The 20,416-nt window shown below is 72.5% G+C and carries 14 protein-coding genes; 12 read left to right on the top strand and 2 right to left on the bottom strand.

Features of this window, described 5'->3' with window-relative positions; all coding sequences use genetic code 11:
• Nucleotides 1-314: 314 nt before the first annotated feature.
• From DQ384_RS08885 to DQ384_RS08940, 12 genes are all read left to right on the top strand, one after another.
• Nucleotides 315-1,367, top strand: a complete 1,053-nt coding sequence (locus DQ384_RS08885) for a hypothetical protein (RefSeq protein ID WP_147268706.1) — start codon at nt 315-317, stop codon at nt 1,365-1,367.
• A 198-nt stretch (nt 1,368-1,565) separates the two neighbouring features.
• Nucleotides 1,566-2,603, top strand: a complete 1,038-nt coding sequence (locus tag DQ384_RS08890) for a LacI family DNA-binding transcriptional regulator (RefSeq protein WP_114028232.1) — start codon at nt 1,566-1,568, stop codon at nt 2,601-2,603.
• Nucleotides 2,604-2,723: 120 nt separating this feature from the next.
• Nucleotides 2,724-3,800 carry a sugar ABC transporter substrate-binding protein gene (locus DQ384_RS08895; protein ID WP_114028233.1) on the top strand — a complete coding sequence of 359 codons (1,077 nt, stop codon included), beginning with the start codon at nt 2,724-2,726 and terminating at the stop codon, nt 3,798-3,800.
• Nucleotides 3,801-3,837: 37 nt separating this feature from the next.
• Complete coding sequence (locus tag DQ384_RS08900; protein WP_114028234.1) at nt 3,838-5,325, top strand: sugar ABC transporter ATP-binding protein; 1,488 nt, start codon at nt 3,838-3,840, stop codon at nt 5,323-5,325.
• 16 nt (nt 5,326-5,341) lie between these two features.
• Nucleotides 5,342-6,340 (top strand): ABC transporter permease, encoded by a 999-nt coding sequence (locus DQ384_RS08905; protein ID WP_114028235.1) that lies wholly within the window; start codon nt 5,342-5,344, stop codon nt 6,338-6,340.
• Nucleotides 6,340-7,089 (top strand): enoyl-CoA hydratase/isomerase family protein, encoded by a 750-nt coding sequence (locus DQ384_RS08910; protein WP_114028236.1) that lies wholly within the window; start codon nt 6,340-6,342, stop codon nt 7,087-7,089. The genes DQ384_RS08905 and DQ384_RS08910 overlap by 1 nt, the downstream gene beginning before the upstream one ends.
• Nucleotides 7,090-7,096: 7 nt before the next feature.
• Nucleotides 7,097-8,680: an aldehyde dehydrogenase family protein gene (locus DQ384_RS08915; protein WP_114028237.1), complete on the top strand. Its 1,584-nt coding sequence runs from the start codon at nt 7,097-7,099 to the stop codon at nt 8,678-8,680.
• 5 nt (nt 8,681-8,685) lie between these two features.
• Nucleotides 8,686-9,456, top strand: a complete 771-nt coding sequence (locus tag DQ384_RS08920) for an SDR family NAD(P)-dependent oxidoreductase (RefSeq protein WP_220182850.1) — start codon at nt 8,686-8,688, stop codon at nt 9,454-9,456.
• Complete coding sequence (locus DQ384_RS08925) at nt 9,456-11,063, top strand: acyl CoA:acetate/3-ketoacid CoA transferase (RefSeq protein ID WP_114028239.1); 1,608 nt, start codon at nt 9,456-9,458, stop codon at nt 11,061-11,063. The genes DQ384_RS08920 and DQ384_RS08925 overlap by 1 nt, the downstream gene beginning before the upstream one ends.
• A complete protein-coding gene (locus tag DQ384_RS08930) occupies nt 11,060-12,217 on the top strand; it encodes a DUF993 family protein (protein ID WP_281274025.1) in 1,158 nt (385 codons plus the stop codon). Before DQ384_RS08925 ends, DQ384_RS08930 begins: the two co-directional genes overlap by 4 nt.
• Nucleotides 12,218-12,231: 14 nt before the next feature.
• Complete coding sequence (locus DQ384_RS08935; protein WP_114028240.1) at nt 12,232-13,842, top strand: GMC family oxidoreductase; 1,611 nt, start codon at nt 12,232-12,234, stop codon at nt 13,840-13,842.
• Nucleotides 13,843-14,469: 627 nt separating this feature from the next.
• The gene (locus DQ384_RS08940) at nt 14,470-19,047 is read left to right on the top strand and encodes a hypothetical protein (RefSeq protein WP_147268707.1); all 4,578 of its coding nucleotides are present in this window, start codon (nt 14,470-14,472) and stop codon (nt 19,045-19,047) included.
• A 33-nt stretch (nt 19,048-19,080) separates the two neighbouring features.
• Here the strand turns inward: DQ384_RS08940 and DQ384_RS08945 are convergent, their stop codons facing one another.
• The gene (locus tag DQ384_RS08945; protein ID WP_114028242.1) at nt 19,081-19,530 is read right to left on the bottom strand and encodes a protein-tyrosine phosphatase family protein; all 450 of its coding nucleotides are present in this window, start codon (nt 19,528-19,530) and stop codon (nt 19,081-19,083) included.
• A gap of 74 nt (nt 19,531-19,604) precedes the next feature.
• The gene (locus tag DQ384_RS08950; RefSeq protein ID WP_114028455.1) at nt 19,605-20,360 is read right to left on the bottom strand and encodes a class I SAM-dependent methyltransferase; all 756 of its coding nucleotides are present in this window, start codon (nt 20,358-20,360) and stop codon (nt 19,605-19,607) included.
• Nucleotides 20,361-20,416 lie beyond the last annotated feature (56 nt).

Below are 20,416 nucleotides of genomic sequence, written 5' to 3' on the forward strand. Positions count from 1 at the left end.
TCAGCGTGGGGCGGTGGCGCCGGCGATGCGGAGGGCGAGGTCGGCGTAGGTGGATGACGGGTACCGGGCCGAGGAGAACAGCGGAGGAGGCAGGGCTCCCGGAAAGGCGCTTCTGATGACGGCGCGATGGTTTTCCTCCGCGGTTCCCTCGCGGTACCGTCGCGGCTCCGGAGCGGGTTGTCGTGACCTCTTCACCAGAAACCCGCCTGAACAACCCGTCGATCTACAAATATGGGAGGCATGGTCTTTTCAGGGGTGGCGGCCGACGCATGGATTCGGCGTGGTCGGGCCCGAGTCGCCCGCACAGGGCCGTCATGATGGCTGACCATGGGCCGTTCCCGTTGGTAAGTGAGGACGAGGCTTTTGCCCATGTGCTGAAACGCTGCGAGGAAGGGCGTTTCGCGTGGGCGCGGGCGTATGTGGATCGGCTGGCGGTTGAGCGGCCGGGGGATTCTTTTCCGCTGTTGCTCCAGTCGTTGATCCACGCGTACCAGGGGGACGCGGACGCCTGCCGTACGGCCCTGGCCGCCGCTGACCGAATCGACTCGGGGACGGCGCATGCCGACCTGCGGGCCACTGTCGCCGATCTGCTCCTTCATCCCGGGAATTCGCCGACCTCCGAAGGGGCGGGTGACGAGGACAAGTTCACGGCCAAGGACGGTGGCGGTTGCCTGCTGGCGGTCGTCGCCCTCGTGGGGTTCGCGGCGGTGCAGCGCGTCGGGGGCTGGCTGATGGAACTCGGTGGTGACCGGGTGGCCTCGTTCTTCGGTATCGGCGGGCCGCGTGTGGACGGCCATTCGATCCTGGGCTCGGTTGTGATCGTCGCGGTGATAGGCCTGCTGTGGTGGGGAGTCGGCGCCGTGCGGGGAAAGCACCCGACCCGGGAGGAGCGGGCGCGGCGGCGGGCTCGGGTGCGGAGTTTCGCGGACGAGCTGGATGACGACAACGTCCGTATGTACGCGGGCGCGGTGGCGGCGCTCCTGCCCTTGTCGCCGATGTTCGTGCTCGCACCGACCGTTTTGGTGGAGATGAATCCCCGGGGCGGATGGCTGATCGCCGGCTGGACGCTCGCGGTCTCGTGCGTTGCCGTCTGGGCGGTCTGCCACGCGGTCGGCGTTCGCGCGGTGACCAGGGCCGTTCGGCTGAGTCGTCTTCTCGTCGTTCACGCGGTCGCCGCGTACGTCGCGCTCGGCGCGTTCGCCGGGGCGTTGATCGCCGGGGTCTCCGAGGAAGCCCTGAACGCGGCGGGCTCCTGGTTGTTTCCGGCGGCTCTGCTTGCCTTCGTCGCGACCGCCGGATACTTGGCCGTCCAGCAGCGGCGGCTGCGAAAAGCCGGTCGGCTGAAGGTCTGGCGCGAGGGATCGTAGGCGGCCCCAAGCTTGCCGTGCGCAGGTGAACGGTGAGCGCGGGCGGGCCTGGTCATCGCGCGTCTGTGGGTGAGAGGTGGAGCTGCACCGGCTCGGGGTGATCGGCGAGGCTGTGGCGGGGAGGTGTCCGAATCTCGATTTCGGAAACACTTCGGAAACACATTGACCTGCGGGGTGACCCATCCGCACCCTATCTGCATGGTAAACCGGTTTCCTGTCACGCCGCGGACGACGATCACGGACGTCGCGTTGCTCGCCGGCGTGTCCAAGGCGACCGTGTCCAAGTACCTGAGCGCGACCGACTACTACGTCTCGGAGAAGACGCGGGAGAAGATCGAGAGCGCGATCAAGGAACTCAACTACTATCCCAACGCGCTGGCCCAGGGCTTGTCCAGCCGGCGGTCGTACGCCATCGGCGTCGTCGTCGCCAGCATCACCAACCCGTTCTATCCGGAGCTGGTCGCCGGAGTCGAGGAAGTGATAGATCCGGCGGGCTACACCTTGCTGCTCGGCACCAGCGCCGAGAACAGCGACAAGGAGGCCGACGTCGTCCGCACGATGATCCAGCGCCGCGTGGACGGGGCGATCGTCGCCTCGGCGACCATGCGGGACGGGAGCGTGCAGAAGCTCGTCAACGCCGGAATCAACGTGATCGTCGCCAGCCGTGAGCTGGCCAGGCCGCTCGTCGACACCGTGGTGATCGACAACAGGCTGGGCGGCCGCATGGCCGCGGAGCACCTGCGGGGGCACGGGTTCGGCCGGGCGGTGTTCCTGAGCGGGCCGCTGGACGTGCTGGCCTTCCGGCAGCGGTTCGAGGGGTTCCGCAGCGTCTACCGCGAGGCCGACAGCGCCGTCCATCTGGCGCGGACCAGTGAGCTCGCCGAGGCCACCGAGGCCGCGTTCGGCCTGCTACGCGACCTGCCCCGCCCCAGCGCGGTGTTCGCGGCCAACGACACCCTTGCGCTCGGGCTCATGACGGCCGCCCACACGCTGGGCCTGCGGATCCCCGAGGACATCGCCCTGATCGGCTTCGACGACATCTGGGTGGGCCGGATCCCGGGCGTCTCGCTGACGACCGTGGACAGCAGGGCCCGGCAGGTCGGCGCGGTCGCGGCGGGCATGCTAGCCGAACGCATCGGCCGGCATCCGGGCGAGAGCCGCAACGCCCGCAAGCCGCCGGAACGGCACGTCCTGGCCCCCCAGCTCATCGTCCGAGGCTCCTGCGGCTGTTCGTAGAGTCAAAGACACCCATAAGTACGTCACAAAGATCAAAACACACCCCCCGGTTCGCCTCAAGCGGTCCTGGCCCGTAAGAAACCGGTTTCCACACGGCAAGCCCCCAGAAAGTGTTCAGCCATGAATAAGCAAAGAATGATCGCGCTGACGTCCACGGCGCTCGTGCTGGGTCTCACCGCCTGCAGCCCGGCGAACTCCACGGACTCACCGGCTTCCACGGGCGAGTCCACCGGCCGGACCTACACCTACACCAGTGACCAGGACGGCGTGCAGTCGATCGAGGGCGTGGAACTCGCCTCGTCGCTCGGGGAGTTCACCCCCGCCAAGAAGCACCGGGTCGCCGTCATCCTCAAGGCGCTCACCAACCAGTACTGGCAGGGCATCGAGAAGGGCGCCAAGGCGGCGGCCGCCAAGTACGGCGTGGAGGTGACCATCCAGGCGGCGAGCAGCGAGAAGGCCCAGGCCGAACAGCTCACGATCGCCCAGACGCTGATCGGGCAGAAGTTCGACGCCTACGTGGTGGCCCCCGAGAGCACGTCCAACCTCTCCCCGGCGCTCAACCAGATGCGCCAGCAGGGCGCGCCCATCGTCAACGTGGACGACGCCCGAGTCCCGGCGACCGTCTACGTCGGCCCTGACCACGAGCTGGACGGTTCGCAGGCCGCCGACGAGCTGGCCAAGCTCTCCCCCGGCGGCGGCGAGGTCGCCCAGATCGAGGGCCAGTCGGGGTCCAGCGCCGCGATCCTGCGGATCAAGGGCTTCAAGGAGGGGGTGGCCAAGCACCCGAACCTCAAGCTGGTCGCCAGCGTGCCGGGCAACTGGGACGCGAACGTGTCCTACTCGGCCGCGCAGCAGGTCATCCAGCAGAACCCGAACCTCAAGGGGATCTACGCCAACAACGACACGATGGCGATCGGCGTGGCCAAGGCCGTCAAGGAGTCGGGCAAGAACATCGCCGTGATCGGGACGGACGGCGTGCCGGAGGCCGTTTCCGCGGTCCGCGGCGGCTCGATGGCCGCCACCGTCAGCCCGCTGCCCTACTACGAGGGCTACTGGGCGGTCGAGTCGGCCGTCGGCCTGCTGGAGGGCAAGCAGATCGCCCCGTGGGTCGTCGCGCCGGCCCAGACGATCACCAAGGACAACGTCGGCCAGTTCTACGACGAGTCCGGCCAGGTCATCACGACCCTCTACAAGTGACCGGCTCCCTGAGAACCACGCCTACCGAGGGGATGAGATGACCACCGACCCGCCCATGCTGGAGATCAGGAAGCTGAGCAAGTCGTTCCCCAGCGTCAGGGCTCTGCACGAGGTCGACCTGACCGCCTACCCCGGTGAGATCCACGCCCTGCTGGGCGAGAACGGCGCCGGCAAGTCGACGCTGCTCAAGACGCTGTTCGGGGTTCAGCGGCCCGACGGCGGCGAGGTGTGGTTCGAGGGGGAACGGCGCGAGTTCGCCCAGCCGAGCGACGCGCTCGCCGCGGGGCTCGCGATGGTGCACCAGGAGCTCAGCCTGGTCCCGCAGTTCACCGCCGTCCAGAACATCGTGCTCGGACGGGAGAAGTCCCGCGGCGGTTTCGTCGACTGGAGCGAGGCGCGGCGGCGCGCGGCGGCGTCCCTGGCGAGGCTCGGGTTCGACGCCCGGATCGACGTCCCGGTGCACAGGCTCAGCGTCGCGCAGCAGCAGCTCGTCGAGATCGCCCGGGCGCTGGCCGTCGGCGCGCGCCTGATCATCCTGGACGAGCCGACCGCGTCCCTGACCACGCAGGAGAGCGAGCGGCTGTTCGAGCTGCTCCGGCGGCTCCGCGCCGAGGGCCGGGCGATCATCTACGTCTCGCACCGGCTCGCGGAGGTCATGGAGCTGTCCGACCGGGTCACCGTCCTGCGGGACGGCGAGCTGGTCGGCACCCGCACCCGCGCGGAGATCGCAGACGAGTCGGAGCTGGTCAAGCTGATGGTCGGCCGTGACGTCGCCGCGCTCGGCGTGCGGGGCGAGCCGGGAGCGGCGGGCGAGGAGGTTCTGCGGATCGAGGGCCTGTCCAGCGCCGAGGGGGTCAGCGACTGCTCGCTGTCGGTGCGGCGCGGCGAGATCGTCGGGCTCGCGGGCATGGTCGGCGCGGGACGCACCGAACTGGTGCGGGCCCTGATCGGAGCGGACCGGGCGACGGGCGGCGGCGTGTGGATCCGCGGAGAGCGGGTCCACATCGGTTCGCCCGCCGAAGCCGTCAGGGCGGGGATCGCCTTCCTCCCGGAGGACCGCAAGCACCAGGGGCTCGTCCTGCACATGAGCGCGGCGTCCAACGCGACGCTGATCAGGCCGCCGCGCCGTCACGGCCTGCTGGACCGGCGCGAGCAGCGCGAGCAGACGCGGGCGCTGCTGAAGAGGCTCAACGCGAACATCAGCCCCGACTATCCGGTCGGCAAGCTGAGCGGCGGCACCCAGCAGAAGGTGGTCCTGGCCCGCTGGCTGAAGACCTCCAGCGACATTTTCATCTTCGACGAGCCGACGCGGGGCATCGACGTGGGCGCGAAGGGCGAGATCCACGCCCTCATGCGGGAGCTGGCCGACGAGGGCAAGGCCATCGTGATGGTCTCCTCGGACCTCCTCGAAGTGCTCGGGATGAGCGACCGGGTGCTGGTGATGCGCCGCGGGCGCATCGTCGCCGAGCTCGACCGGTCCGCCATGTCGGAAGAAGCCATCGTCCACCACGCCGCGGCGACCTGAGGATCCAAGGAGAACCATGAGCAACCACGCCACTCTTGAGCGCGAGTCGCCGCCCGGGGCGGGTCTCGCCGCCGCGGGCCGGCGCGTCGACGTCGCCGCGGTGGCCCGCCAGGCCGGACTGGTCGGCGTCATCGTCGTCCTCGTGCTCGGCTTCGGGCTGGCCCGGCCGTTGTTCCTCGACGGCGGCAACCTGATCAACGTCCTGCTGCAGTCGTCGGTGGTCGGCGTGCTCGCCCTCGGCCAGACCTTCGTCCTGATCACCGGGGGCATCGACCTGTCCATCGGCTCGACCGTCGCGATGGCCGCGGTGGTCAGCGGGCTGCTGTCGCACTCGGCGCCCGCGCCGGTGGCGATCCTCGGCGGCATCGCCGTCGGCGCCCTGGCCGGACTGGCCAACGGGCTTCTCATCACCAGGACCAGGATCACCCCGTTCATCATCACGCTCGGGACGATGAGCATCTACGCCGGGCTCGCGCTGATCATCGCGGGCGGCCAGGCGGTCTACGACATCCCGGCCGGCTTCCAGGACCTGCTGGCCGGCCGTGTCCTCGGCATCCCCGTCCCGGTCTTCCTGTTCGTCCTGCTCACCATCGTCGCCGCGGTGTGCCTGCGCCGGACGGTGTTCGGCGAGCACCTGACGGCCGTCGGCGGCAACGCCGAGGTGGCGAGGCTCGCCGGGATCGACGTGAAGCGCTTCACCGCGTCCGCCTACGTCCTGTCCGGCGGGCTGGCCGGGCTGGCCGGGACCGTCCTGGTGGCCCGCCTCGGCGCGGCCGACCCGACGCTCGGCGCCGACCTGCTGCTCACCGCGATCGCCGCCACCGTCATGGGCGGCACCAAGCTCGCCGGAGGGGAAGGCAGCATGTCCGGCGCGGCGTTCGGCGCGATCATCATCGCGACGCTCACCGCCGGCCTGACCACGCTCAACGTCCAGGCGTTCTACCAGCAGGTCGCGGTCGGCGCGGCGATCATCATCGCGCTGCTGGTCGACCAGCTCGCCCGGGGACGGCGCTGATGCCCGTACTGCTCGACGTCGACCCGCGCGGCCGGGCGACGCTGACCCTGGACCGGTACGCCAAGCGCAACTCCCTCGACCAGGCCATGCTCGAATCCTTCGGCGAGGCCCTCGGCGCGGTCGAGAACGACCCCGCCGTCCGCTGTGTCGTCCTGCGCGGCAGCAACGGGTTCTTCTGCGCGGGCGCCGACATCTCCGACTGGGCCGACCCTGGACCGGATCGCGCCGACCGGCTGTCCCGGCTCGGCACGGCCACCTTCGCGCGGCTGGCGGCACTCGGCGTCCCCACCATCGCGCTGATCGAGCGCAGCGCGCTCGGCGGCGGCCTGGAACTGGCGCTCGCCTGCGACCTGCGGGTCACCACCGAGGACGCCGCGCTCGGCTACCCCGAGGCCCGGCTGGGGAACCTGACCGCGTGGGGCGGCATCGCCCGGCTGGTCGACACCGTCGGGCAGGCCCACGCCCGCAGACTGTTCCTGACCGCGACGCCGATCTCCGGGGCCGAGGCCGCACGGATCGGTCTGGTCACCGAGGCCGTCGCCGCGGACCGCCTTGAGGCGGCGGCCGAGGAGCTCGTGGAAGCGGTGATCGCCTGCGACCCGCTCGCCCTGCGCGTCGTCAAGGACACTCTCGCCGGATACGCGACCCGGGTGCCCGCCGAGCCGGCGTTCGCCGCCTTCTTCAGCCTGTCGGACGCCTCGCGCGAACGTAAACAGGCCTTCTTCCAGCGCAAGCCCACGACGAAGTGAGGGTCACGTGACCACCGCCGAACTCCACGAGGACCACAACGACCACGACCACCACAGGGACACAGCCCACCGCGGGCTCACCCCGTTGCTGGATCGTGCCATCGTCTCCTCGGGAGAGGGCCCGCCCGTCCTCGGCTCGTTGGTCGGCGGCGTCGCCGTCGCACCCGAGGGCGAGGGCACCGCCCGGATCAGCCCGGCCACCGGGGGGATCGCCTTCCGCGTGGGCGGCGGCTCGCTCTCGGTGGTCGAGGCCGCCGTCGCGCGGGCCCGCGCCGCGTTCGACACGGGCACGTGGGGCCGGGCCTCCGGCCGTGACCGCGCCCGGGTGCTGGCCCGGACGGCTCTGCTCATCGAGGAGCACGCCGCCGAACTGGCCGACCTGCTCGTGCTGGAGACGGGCAAGCCCATCCGCGAGGCGCGCGGCGAGGTCGCCGCCGCCGCGAACGCCTTCGAGTACTTCGGCGGGCTGGCCCGCGACCTCAACGGCCGGACGGTGCGCGACATCGGCGACTCGGTGTTCGCGTTCACCGTGCGCGAGCCCGCCGGGGTCGCGGCCCTGATCGTGCCGTGGAACTTCCCGCTCGGCATCCTCGGGCAGAAGCTGCCGCCCGCGCTGGCCGCCGGCTGCTCGGTGGTCGTCAAGCCGAGCCCGCTGACCCCTCTCACCTCGCTCGCGGCCGTCTCCCTGCTGCTGGAGGCCGGGCTGGAGCCGGACGCGATCTCGGTGGTCCTCGGCGAAGGCCCGGCGGGGGCCGCGCTCGTCGCACACCGCGACGTCGACGTGGTCAGCTTCACCGGCTCCACCGCGACCGGCAGGCACATCGCCGCGCACGCCGGTTCCCAGCGGCTCAAGCGCGTCGCCCTGGAAGCGGGCGGGAAGACGCCGGTCCTGGTGACCGCGCACGCCGACCTGGACGAGGTGGTGGAGGGCCTGACCTTCGCCGCGTTCTTCAACCAGGGTCAGGTGTGCGTCGCGGGCTCGCGGATCCTCGCCGACGCGGCCGTCGCCGGCGAACTGGGCGAACGGCTCGCCGGACGCGCCGCCCGGCTCGTCCTCGGCGACCCGTGGTCGGAGTCCACCCAGATGGGGCCGCTGGTCTCCCAGCAGCACTTCGACGGGGTGTTCGCGGCGATCGAGACCTCGCGCGCGGAGGGCGTACGGGTGTTGTCCGGAGGCCGGAGGCCCGAGCCCGGCGGCACCCGGGCGCGGCCCTTCCTCGACCCGACGGTGCTGTGGACGGACGACGACCACTCGACCGCGGCCAGGGAGGAACTGTTCGGCCCGGTCACCGTGGTACAGCCGTACTCCTCGCTGGACGAGGCCGTGGAGCGCGCCAACGCCTCGGCGTACGGTCTGGCCGCCTCGGTGTGGAGCAACGACGTCCGCGAGGCGATGGACCTCACCCTCAGGCTGCGCACCGGAACCGTGTGGATCAACGGATCCACCGACGCGTTCCCCGAGATCCCGCTCGGCGGGCGCCGTGACAGCGGCTACAACGCCGAGTTCGGCCGCGAGGGCATGGAGTTCTTCACCGAGAGCAAGACCGTGCAGATCAATCGAGCCGGACGAAAGGACTGGTACACCGCATGAGCCAGGTGTCGCCAACGACAACCACGTACCCGTCGCTGCGCGGCCGGACCGTGCTCGTGACGGGCGCGCTCGGCGGGCTGGGCACCGCGATCGTGGACGTGTTCGCGGCCTGTGGCGCCTCCGTCGTCGTCCACCACCTCGGCCAGCGGGACGAGGCCGACGCCCGGGTGGCCCGGCTGCGGGACGCGGGAGTGACCGCGTACGCCGTCGAGGCCGACGTCACCGACTGGGACGCCGTCGCCGCGATGGTCGCCGAGATCGGGTCGGCGGTCGGGCCGGTCGACGTCCTGGTGAACAACGCCGGGTACATGGCCCCCGGACGCCTGGCCGGCCTCTCCCTCGAAGCGTGGCGCAGGACCCTCGCCGTGGACCTCGACGGCGTCTTCCTGTGCTGCCGCCACGTCCTCGGCTCCATGCTCGAACGGGGCTCGGGGGTCATCGTCAACGTGTCCTCCCAGCTCGCGTTCAAGGGCGCGTACGACTACACCGCCTACTGCGCGGCCAAGGCGGGGGTGGCCGGGCTGACCCGGGCGCTGGCCCGCGAGGTGGGCCCCGCGATCCGGGTGAACGCGATAGCGCCCGGACCGGTGGACACCCCGTTCATCACCCCGTGGGCGACCGAGGAGTGGAAGCGCGAACGCACCGGCGACCTCGTCATCGGACGGCTGGCGACGCCCGAGGAGATCGCGCCGACCGTGGCGTTCCTCGCCTCCGACGAGGCCGCGCTCTACCAGGGCCAGGTGCTGCACCTCAACGGCGGGGGAGTGATGGCCTGATGGCATCCCTGACCAGGACCCGCCGTGGACGGCCGGAGTTCCTCACCGCGCGGGAGGCCGTCGCGCTGATCGACGACGGCGACACCGTGGCGATCGGCGGTTCCGGCGGTGGCCTGCTCGAACCCGACGCCCTGCTGAAGGCATTGGGAAACCGGTTTCGCACCGAGGGGTCCCCGGGCGGGCTGACCCTCGTGCACACCACCGGCATCGGAGACCGCGAGGGCGGCGGCATGGACCACCTCGCGCACCGCGGCCTGGCCCGCCGGATCATCGCCGGCAACTGGGGCATGGCGCCGGCGACCAGCGCCATGGCCGCCGCCGGGGAGTTCGAGGCGTACAACTTCCCCCAGGGCGTGATGAGCCAGCTGTTCCGCGACATCGCGGCCGGCCGTCCCGGCGTCCTCACCCATGTGGGCATCGGCACGTTCTGCGACCCCCGGCTGGAGGGCGGCAGGCTGAACGACCGCACCACCGAGGAACTCGTCCAGGTCGTGAGCCTGCGGGGGCGGGAATGGCTGTTCTACCCGTCGCTGGACATCGACGTCTGCTTCATCCGGGGCACCACCGCCGACGAGGACGGCAACATCACCTGCGAGCAGGAAGCCGCCCGCCTGGAGATGCTCGCCATCGCCCAGGCCACGCGCAACTGCGGGGGCGTGGTCATCGCCCAGGTGAAGTACGCCGCCCAGCGGGGCTCGCTCGACCCGCGCGACGTCGTCGTGCCCGGGCTGTGCGTGGACGTCGTGGTCGTCAACCCGGCGCAGAGGCAGGTGGTGACCCACGAGTACAACCCGGCGTTCGCGGGCGCGGCGAAGGCCGCCCTGTCGTCCCTGCCGCCCTTCCCGCTCGACCAGCGCAAGGTCGTCGCGCGGCGGGCGCTGCGCGAGATCGTGGACGGCGACATCGTCAACCTCGGCGTCGGGATCGCCGACGGGGTCGCGGCCGTCGCCGCCGAGGAGGGCTGGGTCGACCACTTCACCCTCACCATCGAGCAGGGACTCGTCGGGGGCGTCCCGGCGCGGGGGGTCATCTTCGGCGTCGCCACCAACCCCGTCGCGATCCTGGAACAGCCCGCGCAGTTCGACTTCTACGACGGGGGCGGGCTGGACATCTGCTTCCTGGGGTTCGCCGAGATCGACCTGGACGGCAACGTCAACGTGTCCAAGTTCGGCGGCAGGATCGTCGGCACCGGCGGTTTCGTGAACATCTCGCAGAACGCCTCCACCGTCGTGTTCTGCGGCACGTTCACCGCGGGCGGCCTCCAGGCCGTGCCCGGCGGCGGGCGGCTCGACCTGCGCGCGGAGGGCAGGCACCGCAAGTTCGTCGACAAGGTCGAGCAGGTGACGTTCAGCGCCGCCGAGGCCCGCCGCCGAGGCCAGCGCGTGCTCTACGTCACCGAACGGGCCGTCTTCGAACTCGGACCGGACGGGCTGGTGCTGATCGAGGTCGCGCCCGGCGTGGACCCGCGCGAGGACGTCCTGGACCTGCTCGGCGACCGCGTGTCGGTGTCCGGCTCGCTGAGCGTGATGGATTCGGCGATCTTCGAGGACCGTCCGCTGGGCGCCGGCTGGCGCCGCCGTGACACCGCCGTGCGGGTGACCCCGTGAGCGGCCCGCGCATCGTGCTCCCGGCCCCCGGCGGCGGGACGCGCACCCACGTCCTGGCCGAACGCTCCCCGGTCCACGACCTCACCGCCGGCGCCCCCGTGACCCGCACCGCGTACGCCGCGGCCCACGTCGTGGCCGACCCGCTGACCGACCCGCAGGCCCTCGACTGGGACGCCACCCTGGCGTTCCGGCGGCACCTGTGGGCCCTCGGGCTGGGCGTCGCCGACGCCATGGACACCGCGCAGCGCGGGGGCGGCCTCGACTGGGCCGCGGCCCGCGAACTGATCGCCAGGTCCGGCGCGGAGGCGCGTGCCGCGGGCGGCGCGCTGGTCTGCGGCGCGATGACCGACCAGCTCGACCCGGGCCGCCGCTGGACGCTCCACGACCTCGCCGACGCCTACGTCGAGCAGGCGGGCTGGATCCGGGAGGCCGGCGGCACTCCGGTGATCATGGCGAGCCGTCAGCTCGCGGCCACCGCGCGGGACGCCGACGACTACCGCGAGGTGTACGGAGCCGTCCTGCGCCAGGTCGGCGGGCCGGTGCTGCTGCACTGGCTCGGCGAGGCGTTCGACCCCGCCATGCGGGCCTACTGGGGCGACGCCGATCTCGGCCGGGCCGCCGAGACCGTGCTCGGCATCGTCGCCGAGCACGCCGATCGGATCACGGGCATCAAGATCTCGCTGCTCGACGCGGCACGCGAGGTCGCGCTCCGGCGGCGCCTCCCGCCGGGGGTGTCCATGCTGACCGGCGACGACTTCCACTACCCCGAGCTGATCCGGGGCGACGAGCACGGCCACAGCGGCGCGCTCCTCGGCGTGTTCGACGCGATAGCCGCACCGGCCCGGGCGGCGCTCGCCCGGCTCGACGCCGGCGACGAGGCCGGGTACACCGCGCTGCTGGAACCCACCGTGCCCCTCGCGCGGCACCTGTTCGCCGCCCCGACATCGGCGTACAAGACCGGCGTGGTCTTCCTGGCCTGGCTGAACGGCCACCAGGACCACTTCCACCTGGTCGGTGGCGCCCAGACCTTCCGGTCGGTTCCCCATCTGAGCACGCTGTTCGCCCTCGCCGACCGGGCGGGCGCGCTGGCCGACCCGCCGCTCGCGGTACGCCGGATGCGCGCCTTCCTCGCGGTCGCCGGGTTCGAGTCCTGAGAGGACCACGCACCATGTCACGCACCACCTACACCTATGTCATCGTGGGAGCCGGTGCGGCCGGCTGCGTCCTGGCCAACCGGCTCAGCGCCGACCCGAGCGCGCGCGTGCTCCTGCTGGAGGCGGGAGGCGGCGACCGGTCGCCTCTCCTTCGCATTCCCGCGGGCTTCTCCAAGCTGATGGGCACGAAGGTCAACTGGATGTTCGACACCGTCCCGCAGAAGCACCTCGACGACAGGCGGATCTTCCTGCCGCAGGGCCGGGTCCTGGGCGGCAGCACCTCGATCAACGCGATGCTCTACGTCCGGGGCAACCGGGCGGACTACGACGCGTGGCGCGACCTCGGCAACAAGGCATGGGGGTACGACGACGTCCTGCCGTACTTCCGGGCGCACGAGGACAACGAGCGGCTCGCCGACGCCTACCACGGAACGGGCGGCGAACTGCACGTCAGCGATCAGGTCCAGCACAACCCCATGTCCGCGGCGTTCCTGCGGGCGGCCCAGGAGACCGGGATCCCCTACACCGCCGATCCGAACGGAGAACACCAGGACGGGGTGTTCTACCACCAGGTGACCCAGCGGAGGGCGCGTCGCGAGAGCGCGTCGTCGGCGTTCCTGCGGCCCGTCCTGGACCGGCCGAACCTCACCGTGCTCACCCACGCCCAGGTCGGCCGCCTGATCGTCGAGAACGGCCGCGCCGTCGGGCTGACCTACGAGCGCAAGGGCCGGCGGGAGACCGTGTACGCCGACGCCGAGGTCGTCCTGAGCGCCGGCGCGATCAACTCGCCGTGGCTGCTGCTGCGGTCGGGCATCGGCCCGGCGGACGAACTGCGCGCCGTCGGCGTCGACGTCGTCCACGATCTGCCCGGGGTCGGCAAGAACCTGCACGACCAGCTGGAGGTGTACATCACCCGCGAGTGCGCCCAGCCGGTCAGCTACAGCGGCGAGGACCGCTGGGACCGGGCGCTGCGGCACGTGATCCAGTACGGCCTCTACCGGACCGGCCCGGCCACCGCGACGATCACCGAGGTGGGCGCGTTCGTGAACAGCGCGGCCGACGTGGTCTCCCCGGACATCCAGCTGCACTTCCTGCCCGCCTACGTCGTCTGGAAGGACGGCACGCACTCCGCGGAACGGATTCCCGGCCACGGGGTGACCCTGCTGGCCTGCAACGTCCGTCCCCGCAGCCGGGGCACGGTCACCCTCGTCTCCAAGGACCCCTCGGTCCTCCCGGCCGTCGACCCGAACTACCTCGCCGACCCGCACGACCTGGACGTGGCCGTGGAGGGCTTCCACCGGATGCGGGAGGTCTTCGCCGCCCCGGCCTTCGACGGCCTCCTCAAGGAGGAGAAGCTCCCCGGCCCGTCCGTCCAGACCGACGAGGAGATCCGCGCCTACATCCGCAAGTGGGGCAAGACCGACTACCACCCGGTGGGCACGTGCAAGATGGGCGTCGACGACCTCGCCGTCGTGGACCCCGAACTCCGCGTCCACGGCCTTGCCGGTCTGCGCGTCGTCGACTCCTCGATCATGCCGAACATCATCAGCGGCAACACCCAGGCCCCCTCCATGATGATCGGCGAGAGGGGAGCCGCCCTCATCCTCGGCGCTCCCCTGGCCTGACCTCCCAATCTCTCGTCGTACATCGTCACAGCCGACCCAGTGGGTTACCTGGGCTGACCAGCGCATACAGCGATCGGATCCGTCTGTGGGGCGGGTCCGACCGCCTGAGGTTCGGGCGTTCGGCGAGCCGACACCACGCCTCACTACCGCGAGCCAGGGTGACGATCGCCCGGGGGCTGTCGCCGGGAACGTGCCAACTTTGTTTGGTTATCGGCGGGTTTGACGGGAGGTGTCATCCCGTGGTCATCTCTTCCCTTCTGTGTCTGTGGTGGCCCACGAGACAAACGGGGAGAGCCCCTCATGCCGTTTGGTCAACGGCTTCGGCCGCTCCGGCGGCGACCGCTCGCGCGCGTCGCCGTGTCCGCCTCCGTCGCGGGCGCCGTGATCGTCGCCGGGCCGGTGCCCGCGCGTGCCGAGCGGCCGGCGGCTCCGGCTTCCGTCGCGGCACGGGCCGGCATGGCCGGCGCATACGCGGGCGCGGGTGATGCGGGTGATACGGCCGGGAAGCCGGGTGCGGCGGGTAAGCCGCGCATCCGGCCGGTGCCCGGCGTCGTGGCGCCGCCTCGGGCGAGGACCGTTGTGCCGGAAGGGCCGTCGTCGGCCGTACGGCCCGTGCGGGTGGGAGAGGTGGGGCCCGCGCCTCTGGTGGCCACCACGCCCGCCGGGACGGGGCCGGCCGACGGGGTCGCGGCGGAGGCCCAGGGGCGCATGAAGGCGGGTGGCGTGCTCGCGTCCGGTCACGCCGGCCCGGACGCGCGCCGGCTCCTGCCCGCGACGGAGCAGGCCGGGGTGCTCGGCGTCTCGAAACCGGCGACGAGCGGGCCGGGGGCGGTGGCCGCCGCGGTGAAGCGGCTGGCCGGGGCCGACGTGGCGGGGCTGTACCGGGAGTTGCCCGAGGGGATCCCCCTGGTCACCTATCGGCTGTGCGCGGAGACGGCTTCGACGCCGGTGTCCTGCTCGGGTCCCCAGCCGCTGGTCAAGCCGGTGGTGGCGGACGTGACCGGCGACGGCACCCCCGACCTCGCCGCGAGCCTCGTGCCCTCCGCCGACACCGCCCAGGTGGTCGCCGGGGCGAACCTGCTGGCGAGCGCGCAGCGGAAGCTGGACGGGCTGCTCGGCAGGTCCGGAAACGGGGGCAAACCGGCCGACGCGGAGAAGACGGTCGGCGGGCTGATCGGCTCGTCCGGTTCCTCTCGCGGCCCGGATGACCCGGCGGTGAAGGACGCCGAGGCGCGGCGTGATCGTCAGCGGGACGACCTGACGTCCCGGCTGGCGGCGAAGCTGGGCCTGGTGTCCCAGCGGCTCCCCGGCGGCGACGCCGGGCCGTTGAAGGCCCAGGTGTGGGCCGAGTACGACATCCCTCATGACCGCTCGCCGCGACGGCTTTCCCTCGGCTTCGACGGGTTCCGGCGCGGGGCGTCGCTGTCGGGGACGGACTGGGGGGTCTACGACTTCCGTATGTCCGGCGGCGCGGGCGCGGGCAGGCCGGGCGCGGCGGTGGCCGACGTGCGGGTGGACCTGCGCCGGACGCGGCCGGGGGCGTCCATCGCGACCGTGGCGGCGATCGCCGACCTGGTGGGCGGGCGGTCGGGTGATCCGCGTCTCGTCAGCCTGCTCCAGTCCCCGGTGCCGGAGAAGCTGACGGTCACGGCGCGACTCGACGGCGCCGACACGCTGACCGGGGGACGGGCCGCTGGAGGGGCGGGCGGAGGAACCGGTGCGCGATCCGGCGGGCAGGGGGACGGCGCGGCGAGTTCGGGCGCCGGTGGAGGCGCTTCGGGGAGCGCCGGCGTGGTCCAGGTCACCGGGTCCGCTCCCTCGGCGCTCGACGCGGTGGTGGTCGGCCGGGACGTGAAGGCGCGGGAGGACCATTTCACCCAGGTTGTGGTGAGCAGGGTGACCTCCCGGCTCACCGCGGAGCTGTCGCGGCCGTCCCCGGGCGGTGCGGCGGACCTTCACGTCACGAGTTCCGCGCCCATCGGCCGTGCCGAGGTGCACCACTACGTCTACCGGGACGGCGCGCTCGGCAGGGTGCTCGGCGGTTCGCTCGCCGGGGCTCCGGCCGACTTCCGTGTGCGGTACGACGCGGTGGGGGGCGGGGCGCTGACGGTGGAGACCGCGCCCAGGGCCGCCTCCGCGCGCCTGGTGTACTTCGACCGGGCGGCTTCCAGGACGGTGCTGCGCGCGACCCTCACCGACCTGCCCGCCCAGACGCGGATCCATTACGACCTGGCGGGAAACCGGCTCACGTACACAGGGAGCGCGGGGAGCGCGGCCGGATCCGGTTCCACTGGTCCGGGTCGTCCGGCCGGGAGCGGGGGCGCGAAGATCGGTGGGCTTGACGTTCTGCTCCAGCGTGACGGCGGGGCCGTGGCCTCGCCGCCCGGTGAGCACGTCACGTTGATCAAGGACGGCGGCCGCCTGGGCGTTTCCGCCCGGGTCTCCGGGCTGACCGGGCTCGACTTCACCGGCGGTGCGAAGCCGCACGGCGTGGTGGAGCTGGCCTCCGGGGGACGGCCGTTCCTCGCCGCCGCCGACGTCGACCGTACCCACCTGCTGCGCCTGGAGGTCTCCAACACCCCCCGCCGCGTCGAGGTCGAACTCGACCCCGCCGCGAAGAAGGCGCGGTACCGCGCGAGCGGCGTGATCGGCACGCTGCGCGCGGCGTACGCCAACACCAGGACCGGGCCGACCATCGACAGCACTCTGCGCGACGTCCGCTCCGGCGTCACCGCGGCGTGGCAGGTCGGCGACCGGTCCTCGGCGGAGGTGACGACGGCCTCGGGCCTCAAGCGGGCCGAGCTGTACGCCGCCCGGGCGTACGTCACGCGGATCGGCCCGGACGGCGGCGAGGACGTCCACGCGGTCGTGCGCGGAATCCACCGGCACGTGGCGGTGGTCGCCGACCTGCCGGCCGGGCGCCTGGACTGGAACGCCGACGAGCCTGTCGCCTCCGTCGACGCGTTCGCCCGGGCCTCCTTCCAGGGACGCCCCTTCCGCGTCGCGGCCCGGGCCGAGGACGTGCCCGAGCGTTTCGAGGCAGGCTGGGGCGGCGGCGCGTACCGGTTCCAGGGCGTCTCCGGCCCGATCGGCTCGGCGACGATCGCCGTCACCAACCACGACGGCGCGCGGGCGCCGGACGGGCCGCACCTGGCCGCGCACTACGACCAGGCGTCCGGCGACCTTGACGCGAGCGTCCGGCTGGACGGGCTGACCGGCGTGGAGCTCGGCGGCACGGGCGCGGGGTTCAAGGTGGGACTGCGGGCCGCCCGGCAGTCCGTCGCGCTGGACGCCGACGTCACGCCGGCCGGGGACGTGCGATTCGGGGCCCTCGGACGGCTCGGGCCGATTCCCGGCGACATCGAGGTGTCGGCGGCCGGCGGCGGGCCGGTCACCTACAGTTCCAGCGGCGCGGGCGTCGACCTGGAGGGCGAGGTCTGGCTGGGGAAGGCGGCGGCGGTCGCGGGCATCGCGGGCGTGCCGGGGGTGGCGAGCGGGCTCGCGCTGGTCGACGGCGGCTGCGCGCCCGGCTCCCCGGGGTGCGCGGCCGACCAGGGGCCCTTCTGCGCGGGTGCGGGTACGGGATCGCCCGCAGGAAAGCCCCCGACCACGTCGCCAGGTGTCGCCGCGCAGGCGTCCCCGGGGACGCCGACCGGCGCGGCCGCCGGGGGGCGTGGGTGCTTCGGGGTTCGCGGGTACGTCGCGCTGGGCGGGCTTCCGTCCGAGGTGACGGTCGACCTGGCCCGTAGGACGTTCACTTTCTCCGGTTACCGGCCGAAGGTGCGGAAGCTGGACCTCTACCTGGACAGCAGGGTCCTGGCCCCCGTCCCGGTCAGGGCGCGGGCGACGCTGGACGGGCTGCCCAGCGCGATCACCGGGATGTCGTTCGGGCCGTTCGAGGTCGGCGCGGGGAAGGACGCGGACGGCCGCGCCGCCGACGTCGTCAAGGTGAACTACCGCGTGGAACCGGCGGCGACGATCACGTCGCTGACGGCGCTGGCGGAGGCGGATCTCGGGGAACGGTACGGCGTCGTCCGGGGCCGGGCCGTGGTCGATCCGGTGCCCGCGGTCGTCTCGATCAACGGGACGTACGGGAAGAAGACGCACGTCCGCGTCCAGAACTCCTCGGCCGTGAAGCGGTTGACCGCCGAGGTGACGGTCGTCCCGCCGGGGGCGAGGCCGGGGACGGGCGTGTCGGCGGGCGAGGGCGCCTCAGCGGGGGAGAAGCCGGGGACGGGGGTGGTGCGGTTCACCGATGTTCCGGCGGCCTTCACCATCGACGCCGACGCGGCGGCGGAGACCGGGCTGCGGGTGCCGGGGTTCGCCTACAGGGCGGACGGTGGGGCGAACACGCTGGACGGGCTGGTGGCGGTGGAGGGGGCGCTGGTCGGCCGGGTGTATCGGCCGCGGGCGGGAGCGCTGCTCGACGCCTCGTTCCGGTTCAAGGATCTGGCGTCCACCACGACCGCCCGGGTGAATCCGGATATGTCGGTAGAACTGGCGTCCGCGCCCGTGCCCACCAAGCTGCTGGAGGTGCACGCCGGGCTGTACGTGGCCCCCGTCCAGCGCCAGCGGGTCGCCGTCCGCAAGGACATCCCGTACACCACAGGATTCTTCGCCTTCCAGCTGGACGGCGACTTCGCACTCGGCCAGAGCCGGATCGACGACGTCTCGCTGGGCGTCCACGGCGTGAAGTGGCTGAAGATCAGACCCGGGAAGGTGCCCTTCGGCATGCGGGCGCCCGCAGAGCTCGGCTACATCTCGCCGGGCTTCGAGGGCGCCTACGACCACCTGGACATCGGGACCGGCGGCGTCGACCTGCGGCCCAAGGTCGCGCTCGACGTCCGGATCACCCGGAACGTCGGCGGGGACGTCTTCAAGGACTCGCTGCGGCTCGGCCGCGCCACCTCGCTGGAACTGCGCCGGTACGACCAGCGCAGCCGCCCGATCAGCGCGCGGCAGCAACTCAAGATCGCCGGCGCCTCGATCGCGTGCCTCACCATCGACGCCAGGCCCGGTCTCGCCGCCGCCCGGCGCGCGGGCTCCCTCACGCTGCGCGGCGCGGACGGTCCCCAGATGGTCAACCTCCTGGACTCCGGGGGGCAGGTGCAGGGCTACGCCCTCGACCTGATGTCGCAGTTCATGTCGCCCTTCGAGGGCGCCGGATGGAAGGTGGCCGGAGTGTCCGCGGGCCGCTGCCGCTGAGCGCGGCCGGAGGGCAGTCGGCCGGCCCGGCGATCACGTGTCGCCGTGCGTGGAGAACCACGTCACCCACCGGCGCTGCCACGGGGTTTCCACGGCTCGGTGGTGGTGATGCTCGCGGGTCCAGGCGACGGCCTCGCCGGGACGCAGGCCGGTGAGGGTGGCCAGGCACGCCATGACCGTGCCGGTCCGGCCGACGCCGCCGTCGCACGCCACCTCGACTCCCTCGCCGGAGCGCGCTCGGGCGTGGAGATCGCGGATGGAGCGGGCGGCCGCGTGCCCGTCCAGGGGGAGGAGAAAGTCGGGCCAGCGGATCCACCCGTGCGGCCAGGCCAGGGCGGGCTCGTGACGGCGCCGGAGGCGGGGCGAGCCGAGGTAGAGGGCGAAGTCGGGCACCGGTCCCGGAGGAGCGGGGTTTCGCAGGCCGCGGCCGCGTACCCGAGTGCCGTCGGGGAGCTGGATGGCGCCGGTGAGCGATGCCGTCATGAGGTGATTGTCGCCGTTACGAGGATCTTCCGTGGGCCTTCCGCCGTCAGATCGCCGTGTTCGCCGCTCCGCTGTCAGATCGCGCCGGTCGACGCCTTCGTGAACCTGGCGAGGCGGTACACGGGGTCGGGCCGGGGCGTCTCCTGGTCGGGAAGGGCTCGGAGGCGGTCGCACAACTCCGTGAGTGCGCGGGCGTCCGCGTTCTTCGTCCAGGCGGGGCGGTGGGCGAGCAGGGCCGCCGCCCAGGCCCGTGGGGAGTGGCCCTGGCCGTCGCCCGGGAAGGTGGTCTGGCCGGACGGCTCCAGGTCGAGGGCCGCCACGAGGCCGGCCACGCGTGGGGCGGCGTCGGACTGGGGGGTCAGGGAGAGAGCGCGTACGGGGGCGATGAGGTCGGCGGTGTCGCAGGGGGTGGCGAAGTACGCGGCCTCCTTGTCCACTGTGGTGATCAAGGTCCCGCCGGGGCGAAGCACGCGGGCCGCCTCCGAGAGCGCCGCCGCGGACGTCGCGTGGTCCAGCAGGTGGAGCAGCCAGATCATCACCACCGCGTCCACGGACGCGTCGGCGAGGGGGAGGCGCGTGACGTCCGCGACGGTGACGCGGCCGGGCAGGCGGCCGGAGGCGACACGGGCCATCCCCTGGGAAAGGTCGACGCCGACGACCCGGCGTGCCGACAGTCGCGCCGTCACGATCCCGGTACCGCAGGCCAGGTCGGCCAGTGACCCGACGTCGGCGGGAAGCAGGGTCTCCACAGCCTCGGCGGCGCTCGCGGCCCGGGCGTCACCACCCCGCGTGCGGTCGTACGTGGACGCTTCGAGGTCGTAGTTCAGCACGAGCACATTGTGCACGGGGGCGTCGGCCCAGCCGTCACGCGGCACTCCCGGCGGAG

Source organism: Sphaerisporangium album (assembly GCF_003323745.1).
GTDB classification, from domain to species: Bacteria; Actinomycetota; Actinomycetes; order Streptosporangiales; family Streptosporangiaceae; genus Sphaerisporangium; species Sphaerisporangium album.

Bases quoted from the DNA above. Each gene is read 5' to 3' on its own strand.
- DQ384_RS08885 (WP_147268706.1), top strand. From the start codon at position 315: ATGATGGCTGACCATGGGCCGTTCCCGTTGGTAAGTGAGGACGAGGCT.
- DQ384_RS08890 (WP_114028232.1), top strand. From the start codon at position 1,566: ATGGTAAACCGGTTTCCTGTCACGCCGCGGACGACGATCACGGACGTC.
- DQ384_RS08895 (WP_114028233.1), top strand. From the start codon at position 2,724: ATGAATAAGCAAAGAATGATCGCGCTGACGTCCACGGCGCTCGTGCTG.
- DQ384_RS08900 (WP_114028234.1), top strand. From the start codon at position 3,838: ATGACCACCGACCCGCCCATGCTGGAGATCAGGAAGCTGAGCAAGTCG.
- DQ384_RS08905 (WP_114028235.1), top strand. From the start codon at position 5,342: ATGAGCAACCACGCCACTCTTGAGCGCGAGTCGCCGCCCGGGGCGGGT.
- DQ384_RS08910 (WP_114028236.1), top strand. From the start codon at position 6,340: ATGCCCGTACTGCTCGACGTCGACCCGCGCGGCCGGGCGACGCTGACC.
- DQ384_RS08925 (WP_114028239.1), top strand. From the start codon at position 9,456: ATGGCATCCCTGACCAGGACCCGCCGTGGACGGCCGGAGTTCCTCACC.
- DQ384_RS08935 (WP_114028240.1), top strand. From the start codon at position 12,232: ATGTCACGCACCACCTACACCTATGTCATCGTGGGAGCCGGTGCGGCC.
- DQ384_RS08945 (WP_114028242.1), bottom strand. From the start codon at position 19,530: ATGACGGCATCGCTCACCGGCGCCATCCAGCTCCCCGACGGCACTCGG.